General features: G+C 39.6%; 14 protein-coding genes and 2 tRNA genes. 14 read left to right on the plus strand and 2 right to left on the minus strand.

Annotated features, from left to right (window positions below; translation table 11 throughout):
• The first annotated feature begins 26 nt into the window (after positions 1–26).
• The 11 genes from DEO27_RS13355 (at position 27) to DEO27_RS13405 (ending at position 13,128) form a co-directional block, all read left to right on the plus strand.
• Positions 27–1,157: a glycosyltransferase family 4 protein gene (locus DEO27_RS13355; protein ID WP_112574297.1), complete on the plus strand. Its 1,131-nt coding sequence runs from the start codon at positions 27–29 to the stop codon at positions 1,155–1,157.
• Between the two features lie 26 nt (positions 1,158–1,183).
• Positions 1,184–1,987, plus strand: coding sequence for a phytanoyl-CoA dioxygenase family protein (locus tag DEO27_RS13360; protein WP_112574298.1), 804 nt, complete (start codon positions 1,184–1,186; stop codon positions 1,985–1,987).
• Between the two features lie 31 nt (positions 1,988–2,018).
• Complete coding sequence (locus DEO27_RS13365) at positions 2,019–2,993, plus strand: hypothetical protein (protein WP_112574299.1); 975 nt, start codon at positions 2,019–2,021, stop codon at positions 2,991–2,993.
• The gene (locus tag DEO27_RS13370; protein ID WP_112574300.1) at positions 2,990–3,496 is read left to right on the plus strand and encodes a GNAT family N-acetyltransferase; all 507 of its coding nucleotides are present in this window, start codon (positions 2,990–2,992) and stop codon (positions 3,494–3,496) included. The genes DEO27_RS13365 and DEO27_RS13370 overlap by 4 nt, the downstream gene beginning before the upstream one ends.
• 27 nt (positions 3,497–3,523) lie before the next feature.
• Positions 3,524–4,549, plus strand: a complete 1,026-nt coding sequence (locus DEO27_RS13375) for a GNAT family N-acetyltransferase (RefSeq protein ID WP_112574301.1) — start codon at positions 3,524–3,526, stop codon at positions 4,547–4,549.
• A 25-nt stretch (positions 4,550–4,574) separates the two neighbouring features.
• On the plus strand, positions 4,575–6,527 hold the full coding sequence (locus DEO27_RS13380) for a polysaccharide biosynthesis protein (protein WP_112574302.1): 1,953 nt from the start codon (positions 4,575–4,577) through the stop codon (positions 6,525–6,527).
• Between the two features lie 137 nt (positions 6,528–6,664).
• Positions 6,665–8,152, plus strand: coding sequence for a PAS domain-containing protein (locus tag DEO27_RS13385; protein ID WP_112574303.1), 1,488 nt, complete (start codon positions 6,665–6,667; stop codon positions 8,150–8,152).
• Between the two features lie 594 nt (positions 8,153–8,746).
• The gene (locus tag DEO27_RS13390; RefSeq protein ID WP_112574304.1) at positions 8,747–9,184 is read left to right on the plus strand and encodes a helix-turn-helix domain-containing protein; all 438 of its coding nucleotides are present in this window, start codon (positions 8,747–8,749) and stop codon (positions 9,182–9,184) included.
• Positions 9,185–9,376: 192 nt separating this feature from the next.
• Positions 9,377–10,828 carry an MBOAT family O-acyltransferase gene (locus tag DEO27_RS13395; RefSeq protein WP_112574305.1) on the plus strand — a complete coding sequence of 484 codons (1,452 nt, stop codon included), beginning with the start codon at positions 9,377–9,379 and terminating at the stop codon, positions 10,826–10,828.
• Between the two features lie 3 nt (positions 10,829–10,831).
• Positions 10,832–11,785, plus strand: coding sequence for a hypothetical protein (locus DEO27_RS13400; protein ID WP_112574306.1), 954 nt, complete (start codon positions 10,832–10,834; stop codon positions 11,783–11,785).
• A gap of 218 nt (positions 11,786–12,003) precedes the next feature.
• Positions 12,004–13,128 carry an alpha/beta hydrolase gene (locus DEO27_RS13405; protein WP_112574307.1) on the plus strand — a complete coding sequence of 375 codons (1,125 nt, stop codon included), beginning with the start codon at positions 12,004–12,006 and terminating at the stop codon, positions 13,126–13,128.
• Between the two features lie 77 nt (positions 13,129–13,205).
• Here DEO27_RS13405 and DEO27_RS13410 read toward each other — a convergent pair.
• Both DEO27_RS13410 and DEO27_RS13415 read right to left on the minus strand, forming a co-directional pair.
• Positions 13,206–13,279, minus strand: a tRNA-Pro gene (locus DEO27_RS13410).
• A 96-nt stretch (positions 13,280–13,375) separates the two neighbouring features.
• Positions 13,376–13,449, minus strand: a tRNA-Pro gene (locus DEO27_RS13415).
• Positions 13,450–13,589: 140 nt separating this feature from the next.
• On the opposite strand from DEO27_RS13415, the gene DEO27_RS13420 reads away from it, so the two are divergent.
• The 3 genes from DEO27_RS13420 to DEO27_RS13430 all read left to right on the plus strand — a co-directional run bounded on the left by DEO27_RS13420 (position 13,590) and on the right by DEO27_RS13430 (position 15,245).
• A complete protein-coding gene (locus DEO27_RS13420) occupies positions 13,590–14,141 on the plus strand; it encodes a helix-turn-helix domain-containing protein (protein WP_223818243.1) in 552 nt (183 codons plus the stop codon).
• A gap of 49 nt (positions 14,142–14,190) precedes the next feature.
• Positions 14,191–14,604, plus strand: coding sequence for a VOC family protein (locus DEO27_RS13425; RefSeq protein ID WP_112574408.1), 414 nt, complete (start codon positions 14,191–14,193; stop codon positions 14,602–14,604).
• Between the two features lie 107 nt (positions 14,605–14,711).
• Positions 14,712–15,245, plus strand: coding sequence for a DinB family protein (locus DEO27_RS13430; protein ID WP_112574403.1), 534 nt, complete (start codon positions 14,712–14,714; stop codon positions 15,243–15,245).
• Positions 15,246–15,263 lie beyond the last annotated feature (18 nt).

Here is a 15,263-nt window from a genome sequence, read left to right on the forward strand (position 1 = left end):
ATTAAATCATTGCTTATTATACTGTTATGACAAGCAAAAAAGTGCTGATAGCCTGCGATTCAGCAAAGTCGCTTATTGATTTCAGGGGCAAATTAGTTGAACTGATGCGAAAAGAACATACGGTGTATGTTTTTACTCCTACCATACCAGCTGATCAACGTGCAAAACTTGAATTACTAAACATCATTATTTTTGAAAACAAGCTGAACGGCAGTAACGTATCTGTTTTGTCCGATCTGCAATATGCATACAGGCTTTACCGGCTCATTAAACAGCTAAAACCGGATGTTTTTTTCCCTTATACGCTTAAACCGGTTATTTACGGAACACTTGCGGCAAAACTGGCCGGCGTACAAAAAATAACCCCTATGCTTTCGGGCCTGGGTTACAACTTTGTAGCCGGAAACACAACTGCCATAAGCAAAATTACCCGTACGCTGCTTAAGCTAAGTCTCAGAAACAGACCGGGCTTGTCTGTCATATTTCAGAATAAAGATGATGTTCAAACTCTGCTTGATTCCAAAATAATAACTGCAAAGCATCAAACCAGTGTTGTTAACGGCTCGGGGGTTGATTTAAACCACTACACCCCTACTCAGCCAGATATTAATAACATAAGTTTCATCATGGTATCCAGGCTCATCAACGCTAAAGGGATCCAAGAGTATTTTGAAGCCGCACAAATCGTGTATTTAAAATACCCACAGGTAACCTTCAAGCTTATAGGGCCTTATGATGACAATGTTGATGCCATTCATCCCGATTTATTTGAAGAGATAAAGCACAGAAGTGTGATCGATTACCTGGGAGCCGTTGATGATGTAAGGCCGTATTTAAGTAGTTCATCGGTTGTTGTGTTGCCTTCATATTACCGCGAGGGCATTCCCCGCTGTTTGCTTGAAGCCATGGCTATGGCCCGCGCCATTATAACCTGCGATTCGGTTGGATGCCGGGAAACGGTAGAAACATCTGCTAATGCCAACGGCTTTTTAATCCCCGTTAAAAACACAACCGAGCTGGTACGCAAAATGGAGCACTTCATAACCAACAATCAGGATATCAGCAGTTTCGGACTTAACGGGCTGGCATTGGCCAGGGAAAAGTTTGACGTGCATAAGGTAAACGCCAGGATGATGCAGATTATGGAGTTAAACTAATTTACTGGAAATCAATAATACGATACATGAGAAATAGAGTCAATTACGGAGACAGGCATTTCGAAGATTTCCGCGTCGCGATACGTGATTACGGATGGGTGATTTTTGAGAATGCCTTAGACAGCGATTTTGTTGCGAAAATTAATGAGGACCTGAAAGAAGCATATGTTAAACGACGAGCCATACAGGAAAAAAATGGAATAAGTGCAAATATGGCGGGTACGCTTCATCACCTTGTTGAAAAAGACAATTTCAGCCTGCCCTTTATTGAAAAAATGTATTGTGCTGATGAGATAGCTCATTTTTTAGGCGGAAACTACATACTAAATGGCTTTAATGCTGTAATACATTCACAACAGCAGCAACCTTATGTAAGCAACATGCACCGCGATGTACGCACTTTTATGGGCGATACCAAGCTACTGATGCAGATGATAGTTACGCTTGATGATTTTACTGAAGAAAACGGGGCTACCTATTTTTTATCAGGATCCCATAAAACAGATATCAAGCCTAACGAAAGCTATTTCTTCCAGGCGGCAGACAGGGCCATAGCTCCAAAAGGGAGCATCATTCTATTTGATTCTAACATATGGCACGCCGCGGGTGAAAATAAAACCATCAAACAGCGCCGGGCATTAACACTGGGCTTTACACGTCCCTTTATTAAACCGCAGATGGATTACCCAAGGATGTTAGGCTATGATTTTATTGATAAGCTTAGTGCCGATCAGCGGCAGGTATTGGGATACAACTCACGAATTCCTGAAAACCTTGATGAATATTACCAGCCGGTCCATTTAAGAATGTATAAAAGCGATCAGGGATAACAACTTTATTTTTCAAAATTAATTTACAGTCATGCAAAAAAATAAGGCCGCTGTAAAACCCATAGGTGGGTATTTAGAGCTGGAATTGCCCAAAGGGAACGAATACTACCCCGATTTGGTTCATTTAAACACAGGGCGTAACGCGTTAGAGTACATATTGCTGCAAAAAAAATATCATAAAATCTATATCCCCTATTTTACATGCGACGTCATACTGGAGCCCATTGTAAAATTAGACATTCAATATCAGTTTTATCACGTTGACAAACAGTTAGATCCCATCATTGATTTTGAAATTGAATCGGATGCGAGCTTCCTGTACACTAACTACTTCGGGATAAAGCTGGAAAAAATAGTGGAGCTTAGCCACAAAATCAAAAATCTTATAGTTGATAATTCGCAAGCCTTTTTTTCTGAACCACTTCCCGGCGTTGATACATTTTATTCCTGTCGTAAGTTTTTTGGTGTTCCTGATGGCGCTTATTTGAGCATTAAAAGAAAGCTTGCAAAAAAGTTCCCGGTCGATAATTCGACACACCGGTTTTCACACCTGATAAAGAGCATTGATTCGGGCATAGAATCGGGCTACTCTGACTACGTTAACAACAATAAGGACCTGGAAAATAACGAGATCAGATCCATGTCGTTATTAACCCGTAAAATGCTTTCGAGTATTAATTATAATGAGTGTGTGTTTGTGCGGCAACGAAACTTCAACTTTTTGCACAAACACCTTGCCGAATATAACCTGCTTAAGTTTGATGCTACCGACGAGCATACCGTGCCAATGGTTTATCCCTTTTTAACAAACGATAAGCATCTGAAAGTTCACCTGATACAAAAAAGAATCTACGTTGCAACTTATTGGCCTAATGTATTTAAATGGACTAAAAAAAACACTACCGAAAATTTTCTCGCGCAGTGCCTTGTGCCACTCCCAATTGACCAACGTTATGACCTCCAGGATATGTTCAATATGTTAAATATTCTAAGACTTTTTTTATGACCATTTCAGTTTACATACGCCCCCTTGTAATAGAAGATGCGTCCACATCTTACGCCTGGCGCAATGACCCGCTAATATGGGTTTATACAGGTTACAAACCAACTCATTACATTAGTTCAGAAATAGAGACAGCCTGGCTGCGCGAAAAACTGGCCAGACCTGATCAGCTCAGATTTGCTATTTGCGTTAAAGAGCTTAATACCTATATAGGTAATATCCAGCTATTGGACATAGCCGATGGCCACGCTGAACTGCACCTGTTTATTGGCAACAAGCTTTACTGGGGAAAAGGAATCGGGTACCAGGCAACTGTACAAATGATTAAGTATGGTTTCTTAAATAAAGAGCTGGACGAGATTTATTTAAAGGTGCACCCCGCCAATATTGCAGCAATATCAGTTTACGAAAAAGCAGGGTTTGAAATTACAGGTAAAGTAAACGACCTGATTACAATGAACATCACTAAAAGCAAATTTGTACATCTTCAAAATCAAGAGGCTTAATATCACCATTTCCTAAACTTTAATTCAATGATCAAGATGCTTACCCTCCTCAACAAAGAGGAATGGATTTCTTACGTGGGCAATTCGGCCGAATACGATTTTTATCATACATGGCATTACCACTCGCTGGAAACAGCCGGCGATCCGGTTCTTTTTGTATATGAAGAAGCAGATACATATATAGGATTTCCGTTGCTGCAGCGAAGGATTCCAGGATCTGATTACAGTGACCTTACCTGCGTATATGGTTTTTCCGGACCGTTCTCAAATCAAAAAATTGATGAGATAGACGAGACACTGATGGAAAACTTTAAAACTGCTTTTAGCAAATTCCTTGTAAATGAAAAGTACGTATCTGTTTTTGTAAGGTTGCATCCTTTTTATAAGCAACAAAAATTGCTTGACAAATTTGGAGGCGTGCATGAAAACGGTAAAACCGTTGTATTTGACCTTTCACTCAGCCTTGAAGAGCAGCGTAAAAAGTACAGGCAATCAACCATGGATGCCATTAAACATGCATGGAAAAGAGGTTTCAGAGTTGAGGATGAAACCAACGCCGCCGGAGTAAGCACCTTTGTTGAAATTTATACCGAAAACATGAAACGGGTGGGTGCCAGCAACTACTACCTGTTTAATGAAAAATACTTTTCGGAAATATTAAACACCTCCGAATATGAAGCCCGATTATTAACGGTTTACTATAAAGAGATCCCCATTGCAAGTACTATTATCGCATTTACCAATGGCATTATACAGGCTCACCTGGTAGGTACCCGCGCAGAATATCTGCACCATAGTCCAACCAAATTCCTGGCCGATTCAATAACCCAGATAGGCCGGGAAAAGGGTATGAAATATTACAACCTGGGTGGCGGTCTTGGTTTTAAAAACGACAAGCTTTTTGATTGGAAATGTGCTTTCTCCGATCTCCATTTTGATTTTCAAACCTGGAGATATATCGCCAACCCAGAAGTATACAAAAAGCTTTTACAGGATAAAGGTATCGAAGAAACCACCGAGGTGGATTTTTTCCCACTATACAGATACGCTTAAATGATAATACCTAAATAAACCAGTTATGATATACCTCAAAAATTTATTATTCCAGGAAAAATTCCATTCAAGATGGCTGATCCTGGTAATTGACCTAATGGTGGTTTTGTTATCATTATGGACATCCTTATATTTTAAAAACCGGCTCCAGTTTGATCCCATCAGTCTTTATTACATGATGTTTTACTGCGCCAACGCGGTATTGGTTTTTATGATAATGAAGATACATACCTGCATTATCCGGTATTCAAACACAAGGGACATGATGCGGATATTGATAACCGTGCTGGCAAGCAATATTACGTTCTTGTTGCTTTATAACCTGTTCTTTACTTTCTACCTTAAAATAGATGTAAGGGGCCTGGTGGATGTACTTCTGATCAACTTTTTCATCACCTCATCCATGCTGATGTGTATGCGTATTATTATCAAGGATGTGTTTAAATTCATTGAAGCCACAAGTTACAAAGTTGAAAAAGAAAACGTGCTGATCTATGGTTCAAACGAACCGTCTATCCTGATCAAAAATGCCCTCGAAGCCCAAAAAGGTTTTATGCTGAATGTTCAGGGATTTATTGACAATGGTGTTGACCGGGTATCAAAAATCATTGAACAAAAGCGGGTTTACCCAATAAAATCAATTGAAAGCTTAAAAAAACGCTTTGATATTAAATCATTATTGATAACCGCTGAAGACATAAAAGTCGACGGAAAAAGAGAAGCGGTTGAAAAATGTATTGAACTGGGCATAAAAGTTATTGTTGTGCCTTCATCAGATCAATGGATTAACGGGAAACCTAATTTAAACCAGTTTCAGGATTTAAAAATTGAAGACCTGCTTGAGCGAAAACCCATAAAAATCTGTAACGAACATATATTAGGCGAAATAAAAGGCAAACGTATCCTGATTACCGGAGCCGCAGGTTCGATAGGGTCAGAACTGGTAAGGCAAGTGTTGATGTACAACCCGGAGTTTGTAGTATTGTGTGACAGGGCCGAAACCCCGCTGCATGATATACAAATGGAAATTGAAGATGGACTTTACGGCAACCGCACCCGAATTTTTATTGCAGATATCCAAAACACTGGCCGGATAAATACGCTGTTTAATACGTACAGACCTCAGATTGTTTTTCATGCCGCGGCATATAAACATGTACCTATGATGGAAAACAACCCTACCGAGGCTATTTTAACCAATGTATGGGGTACAAAAAACCTGGCTGATATATCCATTGAATATAAGGTTGAAAAATTTGTAATGATATCAACCGATAAGGCGGTACGCCCTACCAACATCATGGGCGCTTCAAAACGCATTGCCGAAATGTATATTCAATCGTTAAACAACCTGTTGTTTGAGGATCATTTTTTTAATAGCGATCCTGCAAAGGGCAATCAAACCAGGTTTATCACAACCCGTTTTGGCAATGTTCTTGGTTCTAACGGATCTGTTATTCCTCGTTTCAAAGCGCAAATTGAAAAAGGCGGACCTGTTACCGTTACCCATCCGGATATTACAAGGTATTTTATGACAATCCCCGAAGCTGTGCAGCTGGTACTTGAGGCCGAGGTAATGGGTAAAGGCGGCGAAATATTCTTGTTTGATATGGGCGAACCGGTGAAAATTGCCGATCTGGCAGCCAATATGATCAAGATGGCCGGCCTTGTACCCGGAAAAGACATACAAATTGTTTACACAGGTCTTCGCCCCGGCGAAAAGTTATATGAAGAACTATTAAATGCCGAGGAAGAGGTTATACCCACATATAATAAGGATATTAAGATTTCCAAAAATATCCCCGTTAGTTACACTAAAATCAACAATTTAATAAAAGATCTGTTAGAGCTTAACCTGCACAACGAGGTTGATTTAATGGTTTCGAAAATGAAAACGATACTACCAGATTATATCAGCAATAATTCGCAGTATGAGAAGCTCGATATAAAACTGATTGATAAGCACATGGTCAACTGATTTTTTGTAATTTTTATATTACCAATATCTAATGTTATCAATAATAATTTGCAGATTTAAGCAAATTATAACCTAAAGACTCATCTGCCTAAAAGATGGGCAAAGCCGATGAGTAATATTTTTTAAGAGGGAATCTTATGTCCTTTGACCTGAATTCTGATTTTTTTGAGATTGCATTCAACGTGTCCGAGCACACAGAGGCTATGCTTGCTTATTGGGATAAAAACCTGATTTGCCGGTATGCCAATAAAGCTACGGCCGATTGGTTTGGCATTACGCCAGACCATATGATCAATAAATCGCACCTTTCAGAAATTTTAGGAAGTTTATTTGATGCACAAACGCCATACATCAATGCGGCATTAGATGGAAAAATACAGGTTTTTGACCAGGTGATCCATCTGTATTCAGGTAAAGCTAAAAATGTGCGGGTAACTTATCATCCCGACTATGTAGATGGTAAAGTAAAAGGTTTTTACGCACATATGGCTGATATCAGCCCATTAAATAACCACCAGGCTGATGAAGAAACAGGAATTGAGCTACCGGAATTTTTAACGCAGAATGATCAGCTACTCGAAAACGTTGCTAAAACGTTAAATGAAAACCTGTTTACCGGCTTTCCAAGCATATCAGCCCTTGCAAAAAAACATTTCGTATCAGAGTCAAAACTAAAACGGGATTTTAAGCAGAGTTTCGGAAGAACAATTTTTTCCTATTACCGGTACCTGCAAATGGAGATAGCCGACAGGTATATCCGGGAAAAGCGCTGCAATAAAAACCAGATGGCAGTAATGCTTAATTTCTCGAACCCGTCAAATTTTTCGGCATGCTATCATAAATATCTGGAAGAGAAATTGGCAGATCAGGAAATTAATGAACCTAAAAAGGAAAATATTAATCATTATACAACGCTGATTGATGATGCTCCGATAACGATTGCTATGTTTGATACGGAGATGCAATTTATAGCTGCTTCAAAAAGCTGGGTTACTGAATACAATCTTCAGAATATAAATTTCATAGGAAAAAGCATTTATGAAATATTACCCGACACAAAAAAGAAATGCGAGAAACAACATCTTCATTGTTTAAAGGGTAATATTTATCAGTGCGATGGCTTGTTACTTAAAAAGAACAATGGTGTTCGCAGCTGGTTAAAATGGAATATTTATCCGTGGTTCAATCAATCTGGGGCGGTTAGCGGTTTATGTGTACATACCGAAGATATTTCAAAAGTTAAGGCTATTGAAAAAGAAAATGAACGAGCCGCAAAACTTTTAAAAAGGGCTGATACCTTCTCGAAAATAGGCACCTGGACCAGGGATATGATTACGCATACCACCCAGTGGGATAAGGTTATACAAAATATTCTTGAACTACCTGATCATTTTGTACCCGATATAAAAGCAGCCTGGAGATTTGTAAAAAAAGGTAAAAGCCAAATTCTGATTAAAACAGCTTTAAAAAATTCATTAAGGTACGGAACTCCTTTCGACATTGAAGTTGAAATGATAACCGCCTGCGGTAATTCAAGACGAGTTAGGATTATAGGATATCCCGAGCTTCAAAATAACAAGTGCAAAAAGTTATCAGGAATACTTTTTGACGTTACTCCAGTTTGATTATAAAAACCAATCATTATTTAATACAAGTGCTTAATTACCCGCCATCCATTACCATATAAAAAACTTTTTAGCTATTTGGTGAATCTTACGAATTAATGAACCTTTGCAATTACACAATCAGTATTTTATCTTATTTTGAAATTACTTACACCTTAAAGAAATACGGATAACGTATGAATATATTCGATCTGTAACAGTTTAATAACTTAACTATCACTCACAAAAAAAATGCACAAAATGGATAGACGAAAGACACTTTATAGCTGATAGGTGTCAAAAAGCATTGATCAGCGCCTTTTACAGGTATAATTTGACCTTTTATAGGTTGAAATAAGAATAGAAGTATACATATTTTTATTACGTAAACATCAAATCAAAAGTTTCAAAAAAATTACAATTTGTTTACCAGGGTAGAAAAGTAGGGAAAGAAATATTAAACCAATGGACAACCTAAACCTAATATCATGACTCAAAAAAACCAAATTGGATATTTATGGCCATAAATATCTGCAAGTAACCCTGCAATTTAATATAACCTAAATTACATATGCTAACCAACTAAAAATTGACAACCTAATCGAATCCAATCTTATGCACAGCAAAGTTTATTACCCAGTTAGCTCATATATCAATAATGATCAAAGATCTATTGGTATTAATGACACTCAAGATTTACATTTTGGTAAAATTGTAGAGCGAATTGTGAGGCGTGACCACATGGGAATAAGTGAAATCGCCCGGAAACTGAATGTTAGCCGCCGAACCTTGTATAATTGGTTCAACACAAAGAGGCTAAGCTTTGATATCATTTGCCAGATAGGCATTGTTATAGAGCATGATTTTTCAAAAGAATTTCCGAATGAATTTGCCATGAGGTTTAATTCACAAAGTGCCGAAAAGGATATTGAAACTCATGAGGCAAAAGATGCCCCTCTTGATGCAATATACTATTGGATGGACAAATATATCAAGCTACTTGAAAAATTCAACGAAGCTTTACGCAATGAAAACACAGTAAAACTTGATTGATAATCACCTGCTTTTTAATCATTTAAATATTGACAAAAACATACTTTCCCTTTTAACGCACCAATAAGTTAGCCGCTATAAAAGCAGCCGGCTTATTGCTGCTTTCGTTAATACATCTACCCCCTCCAGCGCCCTGCCTCTGCAGATTTTTCTTAAACACCCCTTTTAGCTGATCCAATAATTTCATGTACCATGCTTTTCAATTCGTTTGGGTTCGGAATATTTCTGATCGTAGTATTCGCGCTTTATTGGTTTGTATTTAACCAAAAATTACAGCAACAAAACTTATTGTTGATGGCGGCAAGCTATTTTTTTTATGCTTGCTGGGATTGGCGTTTTTTGTTTTTATTGATATTTTCAACCCTGCTGGATTATTTTACCGGGCTAAAAATGTACGAGGCAAAAAACCAGAGGCTCAAAACCTTTTGGCTTTGGTTAAGCATAACAATAAACCTGGGCTTTTTAGGCGTTTTTAAATATTATAACTTCTTCGCAGCTTCACTTGCCTCAGTATGCGCGGATATCGGCATTCATTTAAGTCCGTTTACGCTTAATGTTATCCTGCCTGTCGGGATTTCCTTTTATACCTTCCACGGCTTATCATATGTAATTGACGTTTATAAAGGCCGTATTAAAGCCGAGCGAAACTTTATCGACTATTCATTATTCGTAAGCTTTTTTCCGCTTTTAGTAGCCGGCCCTATTGAGCGTGCCACACACTTGCTGCCTCAGGTAAAAGCACCAAGAAAATTTGATTACCAGGAAGCCATTAACGGCCTAAGACAAATACTTTGGGGCCTGTTTAAAAAAGCTGTCATAGCCGATCAATGCGCCGACTACGCCAACCTGATATTTGCCAACAGCGCCCACTATTCGGGAAGTACGCTGGTTTTAGGCGCTATATTTTTTGCGTTCCAGATCTATTGCGATTTTTCGGGCTATTCAGACATGGCCCTGGGCATTGCCAGGCTTTTCGGATTCGAACTGCTCAGAAACTTTGCATTCCCTTATTTTTCGCGGGATATGGCCGAGTTTTGGCGCCGGTGGCATATCTCGTTATCATCATGGTTCAGAGATTATTTGTACATACCACTTGGGGGCAGCAAAACCGGAACCTGGCTCAAGGTACGCAACACCTTAATAATTTTCCTGGTGAGTGGCTTCTGGCATGGTGCCAATTGGACGTTTATTATCTGGGGGCTTCTGAACGCGTTATTCATCCTGCCCTCTATCCTGCTAAAAACCAACCGCAATCACCTCGAAATTGTAGCTAAGGGCAAGGCATTACCAACACCCCGCGAATTTATACAAATGGTGATCACGTTTATACAGGTTATTTTTGCGTGGATCTTTTTCAGGGCCGATAGTGTTACACAAGCGTTTAAATACATTGGCGGCATTTTCTCAAAATCACTCTTCTCGGTACCTGAATTGGATGTTAGCAAAGAGCAGCTACTTGAAGTTATCCTCCTTATTATCACCTTTATTATAGTGGAGTGGCAAGGCCGGGAAAGCCAGTATGCTATAGAAAAATTAACCTGGCTAAGGAAACGAGGCTACAGATTAGCATTTTATTACACACTAATTATCGTGATATTTTTATTTACAGGTAAAGAGCAGCAGTTTATTTATTTTCAGTTTTAAGCCATGCACCGCTTTGTAATTAAAACCGTAACATTTGCCTCTGCGGGCTGTCTGCTTGTATTGGCTATAGCCCTAATTCCGGGCTATATGGTAAGTAAGTTTTCAAAATTCAGCATAAAAAAAGACAACACCATTGTAATCTTCGGTCACTCGCATTCTGAGTGTGCTTATGATGATACGCTTATACCCAAACTTACCAATCTTTCGCATTCTGCCGAATCTTATTTTTACACCTTTCAAAAAGTAAAAAAGTACCTGTCGCAAAACCCGCAGATCACAACTGTTCTAATTGAATTTTCAAATAACCAAATTGCTCCTAAAATGGACGACTGGACATGGGGGTATACCTATATGTCGAACATGTTCCCGCAATATGCGTCGTTCATGGGAGTATCGGATTTTAAACTGCTGGCCCAACACAATTCAAAATACTTTATGAATTGTATAGGCATAGCTGCCCGTAGCAATCTTATTAAGGCTATTTCATTTAACTATAATTACACCGGAAAAACGGGAGGTTATTTTAAAATAGAAGGTACTAAACCCTTACCCTCAATTAATCCCGCAGGGCAACATGTTAAAGCCTCACCAAACGAAAGCACCATTTCGGCAACTAATATTCAATACCTGAGGAAAATAGTAGATTATTGCAATGGCATGCACAAAAACGTTTTCCTGATCAGAAGCCCCCAGCACCCATTGTATGAATTCAGAAGTAATGAGGCCGAATTTTCATTGATCCGTCAACGTTACTTCAGTGATATAAAATTTCTTGACTTCAATAACTTTCCGCTAAAAAATGATGAGTTTGCCGATTTTGGGCATTTAAATTATAAAGGAGCTATAAAATATTCGACATTCATAAAGCAACAGATCATGAACGGAATGCTTGCTTCTCCCCCGGCACATTCCTTAAAATCGTTTGAAAACAAGCAGTTGGTAACCTTTAATCACTAATAATCAACAACAAACAACTAAACTATATTGACAAGCCCGGTACAATTTGCATCGGGCTTTTTTTTACTCCCATCTATTATTTCATAATATATATTCTCAACCATAGCTTTTATCGCCTTTACGAAAAGTAAATCAGTAGGCTAATTAGTAATAATCAGCTGCAAATTCTAATTTTAAAACCAACCCTAAATAATCACCCTTTCATAAATCAAACCAAAATGAGGCTAATTAAAATATACAATCGCCCCTTGGTATTGGGTATATTATTTTGCACGATATGGCGTGTAAACCCAACCATAGCCCAAATACCAATCCGTGACCCGCATACCCCAGGGTATGTTACCGCTACAGAATTACCGGATGGAACCAATCCCTCGCCAAATGCAAACGGGAATTTTATTATCGGGCCTACCCATCCCCCCGCAACAGAATCAATGGTACAGGTCAACGTGCCGCAGGGCACTATATACCGGTTTACCATGAATTCGAAGGAAAGCAAAATCTATCCGGGTATCGCAAGAGAACCCAATACGTTTGGTATACCAGATCCGACTAATCCAGTTAAACTGATTGTTACAACAAGCCACCCTGCTCCCTATACCCGCCAGGTAGCGGTATATGTTCCTAAACAATACGTCGCCGGCACCGAAGCCCCATTCATCATTGGTACCGACGGGCCGGATGATTTGCTCTTTACGGTCTTGAACAATCTTATTGCCGAAGGAAAACTGCCTCCCATGATCGCTATATCAATTGGCAATGGTGGTGGCGACGCACAGGGGAGCCAACGCGGCCTTGAATACGATACCATGAACGGCAGATATGCAGAATTTGTTGAAACTGAAGTGCTGCCACTTGTAGAAAACAAATGCCAGGTAAAATTAACCAAAGACCCGGATGGCCGTGCCACTATGGGCGGCAGCTCCGGCGGATCATGCGCCCTCATCATGGCTTGGTTCCATCAGGAATGGTATCACAGAGTGCTCACCTATTCGGGCACCTACATTAACCAGCAATGGCCCTATAACCCGGAAACACCACATGGTGCCTGGGAATTTCATCAGCACCTTATTGCCAGAAGCCGGCCAAAGCCATTAAGAATCTGGCTGGAAGTGGGCGATCAGGACCTTCTTAATCCAAATGTAATGCGCGACGGGATGCATGACTGGGTACTTGCAAACGAAAATATGGCCAAAGAACTCGCAGCTAAAAACTATCAATATCAGTTTATTTTTGCGCGCAACGCCCATCATGTAGACAATAACGTCAGAAAACAAACACTTCCGGAAGCATTAGAATGGCTTTGGAGAGATTATCATTCGGTAAACGCGGCAAAATTATAACTGAACTGATTCGTTTATAAAGTCTTATAAAACAAAAAAGCTCTGACTTTCGTCAAAGCTTTTTTGTTTACCGGTAGTCGGGATGGCAGGATTCGAACCTGCGGCCTCCACATCCCAAATGTGGCGCGATACCGGGCTACGCTACATCCCGTTTGGCTTTCGCCGGGTATTATGATTCTTCCAATCAGAAAATAAAACCCTCTAAACTTTCAATTTAGAGGGTTTTTGACACTTGGTATCGCTTTTGTCGGGATGGCAGGATTCGAACCTGCGGCCTCCACATCCCAAATGTGGCGCGATACCGGGCTACGCTACATCCCGTCTCCCTGATTGGGTGTGCAAAAGTAGGATTTTAAATCAAGTTGCAAAATTTTTTTTGAAAGATTTTTCAAGTATTCATATAATCTACTCATTAACAAAATATTGCCCTAAAATAAATTTTGTGTGATTTTTCAGGCGCAATGAAAGCCCCCCTTTCATCATATAATTATCCACGAATTTTGGTTGATTTTCCTTGTTGCAATGAAAGGGCTATTGTGCGCGGTAACCAAATAAAAGCCGATATTTATATTCAGATGATTGAACGACTACCCAAAATATATCTTTACCGCAGACTTGTGCAGGCCAAGTTGTTCATCGATAAAAATTATCATGAAGCCATCGATCTCAACGACATTGCCGATGAGGCATATTTTTCCAAATTTCATTTCATCCGGCAGTTTAAAAACATCTACGGCAAAACGCCGCATCAGTATCTCATTAAAGTAAGGATTGAAAATGCCCGCTTGCTCTTAAAAAAGAATATTCCGGTCGCTGATGTTTGTTATGCGGTAGGTTTTGACAGTATTACCTCCTTTTCAGCCTTGTTTAAAAAGCTTACCTCCTGTTCACCGGCAAATTATCAGCAGGCAGAGTTAAAAAGGCAAAATGACATGCAGCAGTCGCCCCTTAAATTTATACCGGCCTGTTTTGCCGGTGAAAAAGAATGGCTGCAAAAACGCAATTTTCAATAAGCTTCATTCTTTAATGATCTCGATTTTTGGTTTATCAAAAAACACACAAATGATAACCAAAATGAACCATGTGAGCGTATTTGTGCTTAACCAGGACAGCGCTTATGACTTTTACGTAAACAAACTGGGCTTTAAGGTAAATACCGACGCAGCAATAGGTCCCGGAATGCGCTGGCTTACTGTTTGCCCTCCGGAGCAGCCCGAATTGGAAATATCGCTCATGGCCATAAGTGAAGGCATGATGTTCGATTCATTGGCAGCGCAGCAAATGCGCGAATTAGTACAACGCGGTACCTTCGGATTTGGCGTTTTTGAATGCGATGACCTGATAGCTACTTATGAAGAGTTAAAAGCCAAAGGGGTTGAGTTTACAAAAACCCCCACTAAAGAGTTTTACGGCTTTGAAGCTCTGTTTAAAGACGACTCGGGTAACTGGTTTTCATTGGGTGAAAAGAAAAGTTAGTTATTCATTTTGCGCATGGCGCAAAACCACCCCAATTATGGCACAAACGCCAAGGTTCAAACTTTGATTTTGGGCGGAGATTTGTATCAATCAATCTTTAAAACGTCATGGAAAATCAAACCACCAACCACCAAACTGATGCCCGTATCAATTTACTGGCAGTATTTGAAGATACTGCCAGTAAATTGTTATCAACCGTTGCTTTATTTAATGAGCAGCAAATAAACATAACACTTTCACCAGATAGCTGGACAGCCGGACAAATAGCTGAGCACGTTTTTAAATCTGCATCACAACTTATCCCTGTACTTAACGGAGCCGGCAAGCCCGCAGACAGAGACCCAGACGAAAAGGTAAAAATGATTAAAGACCTGTTTCTTGATTTTGAAGCTAAATTTAAATCCGCGCCTGGCATATGGCCATCAGACGGGCCTCATCAAAAAGCAGGGCTTATCGATTTATTACAAACAGCTATCTCCCAGGTTAGAGAAGTAATTAACACCAAAGATCTTTACGCGATCAGCACAGAACTGGTAGTTCCTTTCTTCGGCGAACTTACCCGGCTGGAGTGGCTGTACTTGATTTGCTATCATACCCAAAAACACATCCACCAGTTAAAAAACATCAGGCAAGCTTTGTGATTTTGGCAGGGTTACAGG

The sequence above is a fragment of the Mucilaginibacter rubeus genome (assembly GCF_003286415.2).
In the GTDB taxonomy this organism is placed as follows: domain Bacteria; phylum Bacteroidota; class Bacteroidia; order Sphingobacteriales; family Sphingobacteriaceae; genus Mucilaginibacter; species Mucilaginibacter rubeus_A.

Coding starts and splice junctions, on each gene's coding strand:
- DEO27_RS13365 (WP_112574299.1), top strand. CDS start 2,019: ATGCAAAAAAATAAGGCCGCTGTAAAACCCATAGGTGGGTATTTAGAG.
- DEO27_RS13370 (WP_112574300.1), top strand. CDS start 2,990: ATGACCATTTCAGTTTACATACGCCCCCTTGTAATAGAAGATGCGTCC.
- DEO27_RS13425 (WP_112574408.1), top strand. CDS start 14,191: ATGATAACCAAAATGAACCATGTGAGCGTATTTGTGCTTAACCAGGAC.
- DEO27_RS13395 (WP_112574305.1), top strand. CDS start 9,377: ATGCTTTTCAATTCGTTTGGGTTCGGAATATTTCTGATCGTAGTATTC.
- DEO27_RS13400 (WP_112574306.1), top strand. CDS start 10,832: ATGCACCGCTTTGTAATTAAAACCGTAACATTTGCCTCTGCGGGCTGT.
- DEO27_RS13380 (WP_112574302.1), top strand. CDS start 4,575: ATGATATACCTCAAAAATTTATTATTCCAGGAAAAATTCCATTCAAGA.
- DEO27_RS13375 (WP_112574301.1), top strand. CDS start 3,524: ATGATCAAGATGCTTACCCTCCTCAACAAAGAGGAATGGATTTCTTAC.
- DEO27_RS13420 (WP_223818243.1), top strand. CDS start 13,590: ATGAAAGCCCCCCTTTCATCATATAATTATCCACGAATTTTGGTTGAT.
- DEO27_RS13405 (WP_112574307.1), top strand. CDS start 12,004: ATGAGGCTAATTAAAATATACAATCGCCCCTTGGTATTGGGTATATTA.
- DEO27_RS13390 (WP_112574304.1), top strand. CDS start 8,747: ATGCACAGCAAAGTTTATTACCCAGTTAGCTCATATATCAATAATGAT.
- DEO27_RS13385 (WP_112574303.1), top strand. CDS start 6,665: ATGTCCTTTGACCTGAATTCTGATTTTTTTGAGATTGCATTCAACGTG.
- DEO27_RS13360 (WP_112574298.1), top strand. CDS start 1,184: ATGAGAAATAGAGTCAATTACGGAGACAGGCATTTCGAAGATTTCCGC.
- DEO27_RS13355 (WP_112574297.1), top strand. CDS start 27: ATGACAAGCAAAAAAGTGCTGATAGCCTGCGATTCAGCAAAGTCGCTT.
- DEO27_RS13430 (WP_112574403.1), top strand. CDS start 14,712: ATGGAAAATCAAACCACCAACCACCAAACTGATGCCCGTATCAATTTA.